The following is a 12820-nucleotide window of genomic DNA, read 5'->3' as shown; positions in this document are numbered from 1 at the left end:
ATGGCCATGACCAGGTCCGAGATCCGGCGGTGGCTCGCCGAGCATCTCGTGGGGCGCTTCGCCGAGCTGAAGGGGCTCGGCGGGCCCGGTCGCGAGCACGAGGCGTTCGAGGCCCGCCTGGAGTGGGAGCGGCACCTGGCCGCGCACGGCTGGACCTGCCCGGCCTGGCCGGTCGAGCACGGCGGCCGGGGCATGACGTTCGACGATCAGGTCGCGTTCCACGAGGAATACGCCCTCGCGGACGCGCCCGCGCGGGTGAACCATCTGGGCGAGAACCTGGTGGGCCCCACGCTGATCGACCTCGGCACGCCGAAGCAGCGGGCCCGGTTCCTGCCCAGGATCCGGGCCGTCGACGAACTCTGGTGCCAGGGCTACTCCGAGCCCGGCGCCGGCTCGGACCTCGCTGCCGTCGCCACCTCGGCGCGGCTGGTCGACGACCAGTGGGTGATCACCGGACAGAAGGTGTGGACCTCGCTGGCCCACCTGTCGGACTGGTGCTTCGTGTTGGCCCGGACGACCCCGGGATCGGTGGGGCACAAGGGGTTGTCCTATCTGCTGGTGTCGATGCGGCAGCCGGGGATCGAGGTCCGGCCGATCCGGCAGCTGACCGGCACGGCCGAGTTCAACGAGGTCTTCTTCGACGGCGCTCGGACCGACGCGGACCTGGTCGTCGGCGAACCGGGCGGCGGCTGGGCGGTGGCGATGGCCACGCTGGCGTACGAGCGGGGCGCGGCGACCCTGGGCCAGCAGGTCGGCTTCCGGCGTGAACTCGACGATCTGCTGGCCATCGCCGACCCGGAAGACGTTGTGCTGCAAGAACAGTTGTCGCGGGCGGCGGTCGAGCTGAGCGTCATGCGGTCGCATGCCCTGCGCACCAAGGGATCCGACCCGTCGGTGAGCAAGCTGCTGTGGGCCGGCTGGCACAGGCGGTTGGGCGAGCTGGCGATGCGGGCCCGCGGCCCGGAGTCCATGGTCGTCGGCGAGGACTTCGACCGCTGGCAGCGGCTGTTCCTGTTCAGCCGGGCCGACACGATCTACGGCGGATCCGACGAGATCCAACGCAACATCATCGCGGAACGGGTGCTCGGCCTGCCGAGGGAGGCGCGCGGATGAGCAGACCAAGCGTGATCGACTACGTGCGCGGTCACCACTTACTCGACGACAAGGTGGTCGTGGTGACCGCCGCGGCCGGGGCCGGCATCGGCTCGGCCGCCGCGAAACGCTGCCTGGAGGAGGGCGCTCGCGTCGTGATCAGCGACTGGCACGAGCGCCGGCTCGGCGAGACGCTGGACAAGCTGGCCGCCGAGCACGGCGCGAACGTGGCCGCCACGCCCTGCGACGTCACCGACGAGGACCAGGTGCAGGCCCTGCTCGACACGGCGGTGCGCACCTTCGGCCGGCTCGACGTGATGATCAACAACGCCGGCCTCGGCGGCACGAAGTCGGTGCTGGAGATGACCGACGACGAGTGGTCGCGGGTGCTGGACGTGACCCTCAACGGCACCTTCCGCTGCACCCGGGCCGCCCTCAAACGCCTGGTCGAGCAGGGCGACGGCGGCGCGGTCGTGAACAACGCCTCGGTCGTCGGCTGGCGGTCGCAGGCCGGGCAGGCCCACTACGCGGCGGCCAAGGCGGCCGTGATGGCGCTGACCCGCTGCGCCGCCGCCGACGTCGCCCCGCACGGGATCCGGGTCAACGCCGTGGCCCCCAGCCTGGCCATGCACCCGTTCCTGGCCAAGGTCACCGACGAGCAGCTGCTGGCCGAGCTGACCGGACGCGAGGCGTTCGGCAGGGCGGCGCAACCGTGGGAGGTGGCCAATGCCATGGTGTTCCTCGCCAGCGACTACGCCTCGTACCTGACCGGTGAGGTCCTGTCGGTCAGCAGTCAACACCCCTAGGAGCCCGGATGAGCCGGAGAGCCGAACTGCTCGCGCTGGCCGCGCGGATGTTCGCCGAGCGCGGCTTCCTCGCCACCACCGTGCGCGACATCGCCGACGCCGCCGGCATCCTGTCCGGCAGCCTCTACCACCACTTCGACTCCAAGGAGTCCATGGTGGACGAGATCCTGCACGGCTTCCTGGACGAGCTGTTCGACCGCTACCGGGCGATCACCGGCGCCGGGCGGTCGCCGCGCGAGGCCCTGGAGGCGGTGGTCGTCGCCTCGTTCGAGTGCATCGACCGCAGCCACGACGCCGTCGCCATCTACCAGCGCGAGGCCGCCTACCTGGCCCAGTTCGAGCGCTTCGGCTACCTGGGCGAGCTCAACCTGGAGTTCCGCAAGATGTGGGTCGGGCTGCTGGAGGAAGGCATCCGGGACGGCGCGTTCCGTGACGACCTGGACGTGGAGCTGGTCTACCGCTTCATTCGCGACACGGTGTGGGTGGCCGTGCACTGGTACCACCCGGGCGGTTCGCTGACCGCGGACGACGTCGCCCGGCAGTACCTGTCGATCGTGCTGGACGGGATAGCGCAAGGGAGGGCCGATGGCCCAGGCGTACCTGGTTGACGCGGTGCGGACGCCGGTCGGCAGGCGCGGTGGCGGGCTCAGCCACCTGCACCCGGCCGACCTCGGCGCGTGCGCCATCGAAGGGCTGCTGGCCCGGGTGAACGTGGACCCGGGCGAGGTCGACGACGTGATCCTGGGCTGTGTCGACACGCTCGGGGGACAGGCCGGCGACATCGCCCGCACGGCCTGGCTGGCCGCCGGCTTCCCCGAGGAGGTGCCGGGCGTGACCGTGGACCGGCAGTGCGGCTCCAGCCAGCAGGCCCTGCACTTCGCCGCCCAGGCGGTGATGAGCGGGACAGCCGACCTGGTGGTGGCCGGCGGCGTGCAGAGCATGAGCCGGATCCCCATCGGCGCGGCGATGACCGTGGGGGAGCAGTTCGGATTCCCCACGCCGTTCGACGGCTGCGAGGGCTGGGCCCACCGTTACGGCTCCGAGGAGATCTCCCAGTTCCGGGCGGCCGATCTGATCGCCCAGCGGTGGGAGCTGAGCCGGGCCGAGATGGAGGAGTTCGCCTTCCGCAGCCATGCCCGGGCCATCGAGGCCGTGGACAAGGGATGGTTCGCCGCGGAGCTCGTGGCCGTGGGCGACGTGGCCGTGGACGAGGGGCCGCGGCGGGACACCAGCCTGGAGAAGATGGCGTCGTTGAAGACCTTGCGGCCCGACGGACTCGTCACCGCCGCCCTGGCCAGCCAGATCTCCGACGGCGCCAGCGCCGTGCTGGTGGCGTCCGAGGAAGCCGTGCGCAGTCACCGGCTGAAGCCGCGGGCGCGGGTGCACCACCTGTCGGCTCGCGGCGCGGATCCGATCTACATGCTGACCGCGCCCATCCGCGCCACCCGGCACGCGTTGCAGAAGGCCGGCATGTCCATCGACGACATCGACCTGTTCGAGATCAACGAGGCCTTCGCCAGCGTGGTCCTGGCCTGGGCCAAGGAACTCAAGGTCGACCTGGACCGGGTGAACGTCAACGGCGGGGCCATCGCGCTGGGCCACCCCATCGGCGCCACCGGCGCCAAGCTCACCGCCACCCTCCTGTCCGCCCTGGAGCGCACCGGCGGCCGCTACGGCCTCCAGACCATGTGCGAAGGCGGCGGCCAAGCCAACGTCACCATCATCGAACGCCTCCCCTGAGCGGGATACACCTCGGGAACCCAGCGATGCTAGTTCTCGTTCAGGCCAAGGTGATCCCGAAGGGTGGGGCCGGTGTAGTCGGTGCGGAAGACGCCGCGTTCCTGGAGCAGCGGCACGACCTTGTCGGCGAACTCGTCCAGGCCGCCGGGGGTGACGTGGGGGACGAGGATGAAGCCGTCGCTGGCGTCGTTCTGCACCAGGTGGTTGATCTGCTCGGCCACGGTGGCGGCGGAGCCGATGAAGTTCTGCCGGCCGGTGACCTCGATGATCAGCTCACGGATGGACAGCCCCTTGGCCTCGGCCAGCTCGCGCCACTGCCGGGAGGTGGCCAGCGGGTCCCGGTACATGCGGTCGCTCGCCCGGCCCTTGGAGATCGTCTTCTCGCCGGCGACCGGATCGAACGAGGGCAGCGGGCCGTCCGGGTCGAAGCCGCTGAGGTCGGCGTTCCACAGCTGCTCCAGGAACTTGATCGCGGTCGCCCCGCTGACCTGCTGCCGCCGCACCACATCGGCCTTCTCCTGGGCGTCGGCGTCGGTGTCGCCGAGCACAAAGGTGGCCGCCGGCAGGATGATCAGCTGCCGGTCGGTGCGCCCGTACCTGGCCAGCCGGCCCTTCACGTCGGTGTAGAACGCCTGCCCGGCCTCGAGGGTGCCGTACCGGGAGAAGATCGCGTCGGCGGTGGCGGCGGCGAACTCCCGCCCCTCGTTCGAGTCGCCGGCCTGGATGATCACCGGCCGGCCCTGCGGGCTGCGCGGCACCGGGAACTGGCCCTCGATGTCGAAATGCGCGTCGTGGTGGGAGAACCGACCGGGCTCGCCCCGCAGGAACTGGCCGGTGGCCTTGTCGGCGACGACCTCGTCCCCGTGCCACGAGTCGAACAGCTCCCACGTGGTTCGCATGAACGTCTCGGCCCGCGAGTAGCGCTGGTCCTGCGGCAGGAAGCCGCCGCGCCGGAAGTTCTCGCCGGTGAAGGCGTCCCACGAGGTGACCACGTTCCACGCCGCCCGCCCCTCGGACAGGTGGTCCAGCGAGGCGAACTGCCGGGCCACCTCGAACGGCTCGTTGAACGTGGAGTTGATCGTCCCGGCCAGGCCCAGCCGGTCCGTGACCGCCGCCAGCGCGGCCAGCACGGTGAACGTGTCCGGCCGGCCGACCACGTCCAGGTCGTAGATCTGCCCGCCCTGCTCCCGCAACCGCAGGCCCTCGGCCAGGAAGAAGAAGTCGAACTTGGCCCGCTCCGCGGTCTGCGCCAGCTTCACGAACGAGCTGAACTCGATGTGGCTGCCGGCCCGCGGGTCGCTCCACACGGTCGTGTTGTTCACGCCCGGGAAGTGCGCGGCGAGGTGGATCTGCTTCAGTGGCTTGGTCATCGCTCTCCCCCTCAGGCGACGTAGCGGTTGGCGGGCCGGTCCAGGCCGAGCAGCCCACGCAGGGTGTCGGCCTCATAAGCCTTGCGGAACGTGCCGCGCGACCGCAGCTCCGGCACCAGACCTCGGGTGATGCCGTGCAGGTCGTGCGGCAGTTCCGCCGGCCGCAGCCGGAATCCGTCCAGCCCGGCCACGTGCCAGGCCAGCAGCAGCTCGGCCAGCTCCTCGGGCGTGCCGGCGAACACCAGCGCGTCACTTTCCAGCAGCGCCAGCGAATCCAGCCGGGCCCGCCGGTCGGCCGCCGCCTGCGACGTCGAGTCCAGGAACACGACCAGGTCGGCGAACACCTGCCGCCCGCGCTGGGCCTCGACCAGCGGCCCGATCTCGTCACGGGACTGCGGCGTCACATAGACGACGTCAACGGACGAATCGGCCACCCCCTGCAACGCCGTGACCAGCGGCTGGCCCTGCGGCGGGCGAGGAGTGATCGACGGCCCGCGCACGCTGAAGTACCGGCCCTCGAAGTCGATGTAGTGCAGCTTCTCCCGGTCCACGAACCGCCCGGTGGCGACGTCGCGGATCTCGGCGTCGTCCTCCCAGCTGTCCCACAGCCGCCGCAGCACCTCGACGTAGTCGGCGGCCTCGCCGGCGATGTCGGCCCCGAACTCCCGCCGCCCGAAGTTGCGGTACTCGGCCGGATCGGACGACACGGACACCTGCACGCCGCCGCGCCCGGTGCTGACGTAGTCGAGGGTGGCGATGGCCTTGGACAGGTGGAACGGCTCGGTGTGCGTGGCCACGATCTCCGGCACCAACCCGATGCCCGAGGTCAGCGGGGCGATCCGGGCCGCGACCAGCACCGCGTCCAGCCGCCCGCGCACGCCGTCGGCCGGCAGCGCCAGCGAGTCGCGGAAGGTCACGAAGTCGAGCGTGCCGGCCTCGGCCTCCCGCACCAGGTCCAGCCAGTAGCCGGCGCCGAACACGTCGGCCGGCCGGGCATCCGGCGAGCGCCAGGCGGCGGGATGCCAACCCGCGCCGTCCAGCGCGACTGCGAGTCGCGGACCAGTTCCTCGTGTCATGCCAGCGATTGTGCGCCGGTCCGGGCCGCTCGCGCAGGGGCGGCCACGCTGTGGGACGTTTCGGCCGATCGGGAATAATGTGATCATGCCGCACATCGGATTGGTCGCCGTGCTGGTGCACGACTACGACGAGGCGATCGCCTTCTACACCGAGGCCCTGGGCTTCGACCTGCGCGAGGACACCGACCAGGGCGGCGGCCGGCGCTGGGTCGTGGTCGCCCCGCCCGGGTCGGCCGAGACCGCCATCCTGCTGGCCCTGGCCGACAAGCCGGAGCAGCGGGCCCGCGTCGGCGACCAGACCGGCGGCCGGGTCGGCCTGCTGCTCAACACCGACGACTTCGCCCGCGACCACGCCCGCATGGTGGCCGCGGGCGTGGAGTTCGAGGAGGAGCCGCGACACGAGCCCTACGGCTCGGTCGCGGTCTTCCGGGACCTCTACGGCAACCGCTGGGACCTGATCCAGCCGGCCCCGAAAAAGTGAACGCTAGGGGTACTGCGCGAGCATGCCCAGGTTCGTCGTCGAGTCCGACGGCCCGCCGGTGGTGTTCACGATGTGGGCGATCGTGCCCTGCCCGCCGCCCAGCGAGAACGTGATCATGCTGTGGAACTTCACGCCCGGCGTGCGGGGCGCGGCGATCGCCCGGTCGGCGACGATCGTCCGGTCGATGGCGAAGATGCAGTAGCTGCCCAGCCCCCATGCCTCGTGCCGGCGCACGTGGTCGCCGACCGCGTAGGCCGGGAAGCCGCGGTGCGTCCCGTCCATCCAGCCGGCCTGGTTGGGCGGGTCGTAGGGCATCTCGTTCTGGAAGAAGTAGGTCCGGCCGTTCTCGCCGTTCCACTGCACCTGGGTCTTCTGGTGGTGCTCCACGAACAGGCCGTAGGCCACCACGTCGTCGCCGTTGACGACCAGGCCCTGGTCCACGGTGTTGGAGGTCCAGCCGACGCCGCTGCCGTGGTCGGCCCGCCACAGCCAGGTGTTGTCGATGATCACGTTGTTGCTGTTGACCACCAGGGACTGCTTGGTCTTGCCGGCCAGCGTGCCGCCGATGCGGGCGAACACGTCGTGCAGCGAGCTCGGGTTGGCGCTGTGGTCACGCCGCGAGCCGGCCGGGCCGACCCGGATCAGCGCCTCGGACTGCACGGCGCCGGCCTCGATCAGCAGGCCGGCCAGATGCACACCGTCCACATCCGCGACGTCGATGGCGATCGCCCCGTTGTCGGGGATGAGGGTGGCGTAGCCGAGGCCGAGGATCACCGTGTCCGGCTTGGTCACCTTCAGCGACTCGGACAGGTGGTAGATGCCGGGCGTGATCAGCAGGTGCCTGCCCTGGGCCAGCGCGGCGTTCATGTCGGCCACGGTGGTGCCGGCCTTGACGATCAGGAAGTTCGCGATCGGGATCGAGGCGCCGGCCGGCTTCTGCGCCTCCCAGCTGGTGGCCTGCGCGTCGTGGCGCACCGCCGGCACGAACACCTGCCAGGCGCCGGTCGAGTCGACGTACAGGAAGGGCTTCTCGCGGATCACCGGCGACTTGGGCACCGAGGTCACCGGGGGAGTGGGGAAGGTCGTGGCCGGCGCGTTGGCCGTGCCCACGAACACGATGTTCCAGTTGGAGCCGACCCAGCTGCCCAGCACCGAGTTGCGGGTGACCCACTGCTGCTGGGTGCCGGAGTTGATCTGCCCGGTGAGCTGGCAGTCGGCGATGTAACCGCCGCTGGACCAGCTGCCGTCGGACAGCTTGAGGTCGCCCAGCAGGTATATCCGGCGATAGAAGGTGGCCTGCGAGACGGCCCAGGTGTCCTGGCCGCTGCGGGGCACGATGTTGAGGTTCTCGGCGCCGCGCCAGAAGTTGATCAGCGTGTTGTTGCCGTGGGCCTCGCCCAGCACCTGGCACGAGCCGGTGATGCCGCTGGCCGCCGGTTGCAGGCCGAGGCCGGCGATGTGGGTGTAGTAGCCCAGCTTCACGTCGATGCCGTAGCCGCCCGGCTTGAACAGCAGCGCGTACCGGCCGTCGCCGAACTCGGCGTGCTGCTGCTGGGCATACACGGCGTCCACCGTGGCCTGGATCTGCGCGGTGGGGATGGAGCCGTCGAACACGTAGACGTTGGGGCCGAAGTCCGGGTCGCCGGGCTTGGCCTGGGCCGGCGGGGGAGGCGCGACCGGATCGGCCGCGGCCTGCGCCGTGGCGTTGGAGGCCAGCGCGACCGCGGGGGCCGCCGCCAGCGCCGCGCCCAGGAAACCTCTGCGCGCTAAGCCACGCGCCTTGACGTCTTTGTCTTCGGGCACAGGACAAGTCCTTTCGAACCGCGCCTCGGCCGCCGCCCGACCGAGGCTTTGTTCGAGTCGTGATCTAACTCGTGAATTTATTCGTTCGTCAAGGTGTGGGCCCTAGCGGGCAGAGTGTCCATATAGTGTTGGCGCATGACCGAGACCGATCAGCCGCAGCCGATCCGCCGCGGCCGGGGCCGCCGTCCGGCGGCGGAGGTGCGCGAGCAGGTGCTGGCGGCCGCGGGGGAGCTGCTGCTGACCGAGGGCATGGCCGGCTTCACCATCGAGAAGGTGGCGGCCCGGGCCGGCGCCAGCCGGATGACCATCTACAAGTGGTGGCCGTCGCGGGGCGCGCTCGCGCTGGACGGCTACGCCACGAAGGTCCGCACCGTGCTGGAGTTCCCGGAGACCGGCAGCATCGAGGCCGACCTGACCGCGCAGGTGCTGGCGTTCACGCATCTGCTCACCGACACCGGGGCGGGCAAGGTGATCGCCGAGCTGATCGGGGCCTCGCAGACCGATCCCGAGCTGGCCTCGGCTTTCCGGGAGCGCTACTCGGCGCCGCGCCGCGCGCTTGCCGTGCGGCGGTTGACCAAGGCCATCGAACAGGGGCAGCTGTGGGAGGACGTCGACCCCCAGGTGGTCGTCGACCAGCTCTGGGGGGCGTGCTATCACCGGCTGCTCATTCCCGACGAGCCGATCACCGACGAGTTCGCGCGGGCCTTGGTGCGCAACGTGTTGATCGGCATCAAGCGGTGATGTCGACGGGGTGGCTGGGCGGTCCACAATGGACCGCCCCACGGCCGCTTCAGTCGGTCACGCCGCCGTTGACGTAGATGACCTGGCCGTTCACCCAGCGGGCCGGCCCGGCCAGCCACGCCACCGCCTCGGCGATGTCCTCCGGCACGCCCAGCCGCTCCAGCGGGGCGGTCTTGGCCATCCGGTCGATGGTCTCCTGGTCCTTGCCGTTGAGGAACAGGGGAGTGGCGGTCGGGCCGGGGGCCACCGCGTTCACGGTGACGTCGCGGCCGCGCAGCTCCTTGGCCAGGGTCAGGGTCATGCCGTCGACCGCGCCCTTGCTGGCGGTGTAGGCGGTGTAGGTCGGCAGCGCGATGTGCGTGACCGAGGTGGAGAAGTTGATCAGCGCGCCGCCCCGGCGCAGCCGGCGCACGGCCTGCTGGTCGACCACGAAGGTGCCGCGCACGTTGGTGCGGTGCATCCGGTCGAAGTCGGCCAGGTCCAGCTCGGCCAGCGGCGACAGCAGCATGATGCCGGCGGTGTGCACCACCACGTCGACGCCGCCGTAGCGCTTCTCGGTCTCGTCGAACAGCGCCGCGACCTGGTTCTCGTCGGCCACGTCGGCCGGCAGCGCGCTGGCCGTGCCGCCGGCCGCGGTGATCGCCTCGACCACCTCGTCGGCCCGCTGCGGGTTGCCGGCGTAGCTGACCACGACCTGCATGCCGTCCTGGCCCAGCCGCTCGGCCACGGCCCGGCCGATCCCGCCCGACCCGCCGGTGACGATGGCAACGCGGTTCTCGCTCATGTCCTGCTCCCTCGGTAGTGGACGCTGTGTACATATAACCACAGATGTGTACGGCGTGTCCATATAAGGGAGGTGGCGGTGGTCACGGGTCAGGGTCGGGACCAGTCCGGCGAGCGGCCAAGAGTGGCCAGAATCCGGCGCAGCGGATCGGTGTCCGTGCTGGTCAGGGCCGGCTGGAACGCCGTGTCGGGCGCGAGTCGGTTGTCGCCGTTCGGCACCGCGAGCGCGATCCGCAGCGCCACGTCGGCCAGTTCCGGCGCCAGCTTGTAGTCGAGTCCGAGCGCGCGGGCCATGTCCCAGTCGTGCACCACGTAGTCGATCAGGTGGAAGCCGATCGCCAGCGTGGCCGGGAAGCGGGACACCGGCTTGAACTCCGGCAGTTCGAACTCCCGCTCCGACACGCCCGGCTCGTTGAAGGCCGCGAGCACATCCTCGGCCGCGTCCGCGTACTCGCTCGCCGGGTTCGGCCCCGGCGCGTTGACCCGCCACGCCGCGAGGTCTCCGCCCCGCCCGCAGGCCGCGGCGGCAAACCCGTGGTGCTGTGCGGTCATGTGGGCCAGCAGGTCGGCGACTGTCCACTGTGCGCACGGAGTCGGCCGGTCCAGGTCCTCGGAGTGGACCTGCTTGACGGTCTCGGCGCTGGCCTGGACCGCGATGCGGTGAAGGCTCAGCAGCTCATTGATATGCATGCGCATACGATAAGCGCATGCATACGATAGGGTCAACGCCGTTATCATGCCGATCATGGATGGGCGTCAGGACCTGGCCGCGATGATCGCGCCGCTGCAACGCGCGCTGATCGCCGCCGAGCAGCCGGTGCTGCGGGCGCATCGGCTCAGCATGTGGGGCTACATCGTGCTCACCGCCCTGGACGGCCAGCCGGTCCGCACCCAGGCCGCCCTCGCCGAGGTCATCGGCGCCGACAAGAGCCGCATCATCCCCGTCCTCGACGAGCTCGAAGCCGCCGGGCTTCTGGACCGCCCCCGTGACCCCACCGACCGTCGCGCCCGCCTCCTCGCCGTGACCGCCGAAGGTCGCCGCAAACGCCAGGACGTCCAGTCCGAGATCCAACGCAACGAGGACCGCCTCCTCGCTCGCCTCCCCGTGTCCGACCGCGAGGCGTTCCTTCGCTCGCTGGCTCTGCTTTCCGAGTCCCCGACCGTCGACTGACCGGGTGGCTGTGGTCACCCTGGCGAAATTCCCCGACTTGGATACACTGTGTCCATATAGTCGGGAGGTGTGGGATGCGCGGAAGACGGCCGGCGGCACTGGTCCGCGGCAAGGTGTTGGCGGCGGCGGGGGAGCTGTTGCTAGCGGAGGGCATGGGCGGGTTCACCATCGAGAAGGTGGCGGCCCGGGCCGGCTCGAGCCGGATGACCATCTACAAGTGGTGGCCGTCGAAGGGCTCGCTGGCGCTGGACGGCTACGCCAGCGTGGTCTCGCACAGCCTGGAGTTCCCGGACACGGGGGACACCGAGGCGGACATCGCGGCCCAGCTGCTGGCGTTCGTGCACCTGGTGCGGGACACGCCGGCGGGGCGGGTGATCGGCGACCTGATCGGGGAGGCCCAGACCGACGCCCGGCTCGGGGCGTCCTTTCGGGAACGGTATTCGCGACCCCGGCGGGAACTGGCGGAGCGAACGCTGCGGCGGGGCATGGCCCGTGGTGAGCTCCGCTCCGACTTCGACCCGCAGGTGGTCGTGGACCAGCTGTGGGGCGCGGTGTACCACCGGCTGCTCATCCCCGACGAGCCGCTGACCGACGAGTTCGCCCGGGCGCTCGTCGCGAACATCCTGCCCGGCCTGCGAAAGGAACGACCCGTGACCACCCCCGCCGCGATCCAGGCGTTTGTCGACGCCACCAACAACGCCGACACCGAGGCCTTCGTGGCCGCCTTCACCGACGACGCGTTCCTGGAGGACTGGGGCCGCCAGTTCCACGGCCACGACGGCGTGGCCAGCTGGAACAAGACCGACAACATCGGCGTGCAGGCCCACTTCGAGCTGGTCTCGGTGCGGCCGGCCGGCGAGCCGGACAGCTACACGGTGACGATCAAGGTGCGTAGCCACCGCTTCAACGGCACGGGCGCGATGGCCGTCAAGGTCCGTGGCGACAAGGTAGCCAGCCTCGTGATCTCCTAGTCCCCGTGTACTTCCGTGACGAGGGTCGAGGACGGCCGGTTTTCCTGCTGCTGCACGGATTCAGCGGCTCGGTGCGCTCGTTCGACGCGGTGGCCCCGCTGCTGGCCGAGCACGGCCGCGTGCTGCGCGTCGACCTGCGCGGCCACGGCCGCACCGGCGGTCACGACGGTTTGGACGCCGATTCCCAGGCCGCCGCCGTCACCGAGGTCCTGGACCGGCTGGGCATCGGCCGGGTCACCGCGGTCGGGCATTCCTACGGCGCCGACGTGGCGCTGGCGCTGGGCCGCCGGGCCGACAAGGTCGTGATCATCAGCCAGGCCCCGGACTACAGCTACGCCACCTTCCCGGCCGGCAGCGGACTGCTGGCGGTGCCGGTGCTCGGCCCGCTGCTGCACCGGATCGCCCCGCCGAGCGCAGTCCGCCGGGCGATGTCCTACGCCTTCGCCCCCGGCTTCGAGTTCGACCCGGCGCTGGTGCGGGGCCACGCGACCACCAGCCCGGCAGTGGCAAGGGCGGTGCTCGTCGAACGCCGGAAGGCCTTGGCCCGCAAGCCTTTGGACGAGCGGGTGCGGGAGCTCGGGGCGTCGACCATGGCCATTCTCGGCCGGCACGACCGGTTCTACGACTGCGTCCGCACGGCCGAGCGCTACCGGGCGGTCGGGGCCAGGGTGGAGATCGTCGAGGACGCCGGCCACAGCCCGCAGGTCGAACGGCCGGAGCAGGTGGTTGATCTACTGCTTTCGTTGCACGCCAACTGCTCCGAATGACCTCTGGTTCGAGGCTCGA

At 70.8% G+C, this 12820-nt stretch carries 14 protein-coding genes; 9 read left to right on the top strand and 5 right to left on the bottom strand.

Annotated features, from left to right (window positions below):
• The 4 genes from ACIG5F_RS02575 to ACIG5F_RS02560 are packed head-to-tail and all read left to right on the top strand — an operon-like array spanning position 1 to position 3638.
• Entirely contained in the window at positions 1-1113 is a 1113-nt protein-coding gene (locus ACIG5F_RS02575; RefSeq protein WP_396515604.1) for an acyl-CoA dehydrogenase family protein, read from the top strand.
• Positions 1110-1898 carry an SDR family oxidoreductase gene (locus ACIG5F_RS02570; RefSeq protein WP_396515603.1) on the top strand — a complete coding sequence of 263 codons (789 nt, stop codon included), beginning with the start codon at positions 1110-1112 and terminating at the stop codon, positions 1896-1898. The genes ACIG5F_RS02575 and ACIG5F_RS02570 overlap by 4 nt, the downstream gene beginning before the upstream one ends.
• Before the next feature lie 8 nt (positions 1899-1906).
• Positions 1907-2506 carry a TetR/AcrR family transcriptional regulator gene (locus tag ACIG5F_RS02565; RefSeq protein WP_396515602.1) on the top strand — a complete coding sequence of 200 codons (600 nt, stop codon included), beginning with the start codon at positions 1907-1909 and terminating at the stop codon, positions 2504-2506.
• The gene (locus ACIG5F_RS02560; protein ID WP_396515601.1) at positions 2484-3638 is read left to right on the top strand and encodes an acetyl-CoA C-acetyltransferase; all 1155 of its coding nucleotides are present in this window, start codon (positions 2484-2486) and stop codon (positions 3636-3638) included. Before ACIG5F_RS02565 ends, ACIG5F_RS02560 begins: the two co-directional genes overlap by 23 nt.
• Before the next feature lie 29 nt (positions 3639-3667).
• On the opposite strand, the gene ACIG5F_RS02555 is transcribed toward ACIG5F_RS02560, so the two are convergent.
• On the bottom strand, positions 3668-5008 hold the full coding sequence (locus tag ACIG5F_RS02555; RefSeq protein ID WP_396515600.1) for an NtaA/DmoA family FMN-dependent monooxygenase: 1341 nt from the start codon (positions 5006-5008) through the stop codon (positions 3668-3670).
• Positions 5009-5019: 11 nt separating this feature from the next.
• Positions 5020-6084 (bottom strand): LLM class flavin-dependent oxidoreductase, encoded by a 1065-nt coding sequence (locus ACIG5F_RS02550; RefSeq protein WP_396515599.1) that lies wholly within the window; start codon positions 6082-6084, stop codon positions 5020-5022.
• Between the two features lie 82 nt (positions 6085-6166).
• On the opposite strand from ACIG5F_RS02550, the gene ACIG5F_RS02545 reads away from it, so the two are divergent.
• Positions 6167-6565 carry a VOC family protein gene (locus ACIG5F_RS02545; protein ID WP_396515683.1) on the top strand — a complete coding sequence of 133 codons (399 nt, stop codon included), beginning with the start codon at positions 6167-6169 and terminating at the stop codon, positions 6563-6565.
• Positions 6566-6568: 3 nt separating this feature from the next.
• On the opposite strand, the gene ACIG5F_RS02540 is transcribed toward ACIG5F_RS02545, so the two are convergent.
• A complete protein-coding gene (locus ACIG5F_RS02540) occupies positions 6569-8368 on the bottom strand; it encodes a coagulation factor 5/8 type domain-containing protein (RefSeq protein ID WP_396515598.1) in 1800 nt (599 codons plus the stop codon).
• Between the two features lie 135 nt (positions 8369-8503).
• Here ACIG5F_RS02540 and ACIG5F_RS02535 point away from each other — a divergent pair, with 135 nt between their 5' ends.
• Positions 8504-9109, top strand: coding sequence for a TetR/AcrR family transcriptional regulator (locus tag ACIG5F_RS02535; protein ID WP_396515597.1), 606 nt, complete (start codon positions 8504-8506; stop codon positions 9107-9109).
• A gap of 49 nt (positions 9110-9158) precedes the next feature.
• Here ACIG5F_RS02535 and ACIG5F_RS02530 read toward each other — a convergent pair whose 3' ends face one another.
• A complete protein-coding gene (locus ACIG5F_RS02530) occupies positions 9159-9893 on the bottom strand; it encodes an SDR family oxidoreductase (protein WP_396515596.1) in 735 nt (244 codons plus the stop codon).
• 89 nt (positions 9894-9982) lie between these two features.
• Complete coding sequence (locus tag ACIG5F_RS02525; RefSeq protein ID WP_396515595.1) at positions 9983-10582, bottom strand: TIGR03086 family metal-binding protein; 600 nt, start codon at positions 10580-10582, stop codon at positions 9983-9985.
• Between the two features lie 55 nt (positions 10583-10637).
• Here ACIG5F_RS02525 and ACIG5F_RS02520 point away from each other — a divergent pair, with 55 nt between their 5' ends.
• The 3 genes from ACIG5F_RS02520 to ACIG5F_RS02510 all read left to right on the top strand — a co-directional run bounded on the left by ACIG5F_RS02520 (position 10638) and on the right by ACIG5F_RS02510 (position 12801).
• Positions 10638-11063: a MarR family winged helix-turn-helix transcriptional regulator gene (locus tag ACIG5F_RS02520; RefSeq protein ID WP_396515594.1), complete on the top strand. Its 426-nt coding sequence runs from the start codon at positions 10638-10640 to the stop codon at positions 11061-11063.
• Positions 11064-11137: 74 nt separating this feature from the next.
• Entirely contained in the window at positions 11138-12034 is an 897-nt protein-coding gene (locus tag ACIG5F_RS02515) for a TetR/AcrR family transcriptional regulator C-terminal ligand-binding domain-containing protein (protein ID WP_396515593.1), read from the top strand.
• Between the two features lie 5 nt (positions 12035-12039).
• The gene (locus ACIG5F_RS02510) at positions 12040-12801 is read left to right on the top strand and encodes an alpha/beta fold hydrolase (protein WP_396515592.1); all 762 of its coding nucleotides are present in this window, start codon (positions 12040-12042) and stop codon (positions 12799-12801) included.
• The last annotated feature ends 19 nt before the right edge of the window (positions 12802-12820 follow it).

The organism is Kutzneria sp. NPDC052558 (genome assembly GCF_044547355.1).
Taxonomy (GTDB): domain Bacteria; phylum Actinomycetota; class Actinomycetes; order Mycobacteriales; family Pseudonocardiaceae; genus Kutzneria.
Note: the sequence above shows the minus strand (reverse complement) of the source record. Positions and strands in the feature narration are given on the sequence as shown.

Bases quoted from the DNA above. Each gene is read 5' to 3' on its own strand.
- ACIG5F_RS02515 (WP_396515593.1), top strand. From the start codon at position 11,138: ATGCGCGGAAGACGGCCGGCGGCACTGGTCCGCGGCAAGGTGTTGGCG.
- ACIG5F_RS02550 (WP_396515599.1), bottom strand. From the start codon at position 6,084: ATGACACGAGGAACTGGTCCGCGACTCGCAGTCGCGCTGGACGGCGCG.
- ACIG5F_RS02530 (WP_396515596.1), bottom strand. From the start codon at position 9,893: ATGAGCGAGAACCGCGTTGCCATCGTCACCGGCGGGTCGGGCGGGATC.
- ACIG5F_RS02535 (WP_396515597.1), top strand. From the start codon at position 8,504: ATGACCGAGACCGATCAGCCGCAGCCGATCCGCCGCGGCCGGGGCCGC.
- ACIG5F_RS02555 (WP_396515600.1), bottom strand. From the start codon at position 5,008: ATGACCAAGCCACTGAAGCAGATCCACCTCGCCGCGCACTTCCCGGGC.
- ACIG5F_RS02570 (WP_396515603.1), top strand. From the start codon at position 1,110: ATGAGCAGACCAAGCGTGATCGACTACGTGCGCGGTCACCACTTACTC.
- ACIG5F_RS02520 (WP_396515594.1), top strand. From the start codon at position 10,638: ATGGATGGGCGTCAGGACCTGGCCGCGATGATCGCGCCGCTGCAACGC.
- ACIG5F_RS02565 (WP_396515602.1), top strand. From the start codon at position 1,907: ATGAGCCGGAGAGCCGAACTGCTCGCGCTGGCCGCGCGGATGTTCGCC.
- ACIG5F_RS02575 (WP_396515604.1), top strand. From the start codon at position 1: ATGGCCATGACCAGGTCCGAGATCCGGCGGTGGCTCGCCGAGCATCTC.
- ACIG5F_RS02525 (WP_396515595.1), bottom strand. From the start codon at position 10,582: ATGCATATCAATGAGCTGCTGAGCCTTCACCGCATCGCGGTCCAGGCC.
- ACIG5F_RS02560 (WP_396515601.1), top strand. From the start codon at position 2,484: ATGGCCCAGGCGTACCTGGTTGACGCGGTGCGGACGCCGGTCGGCAGG.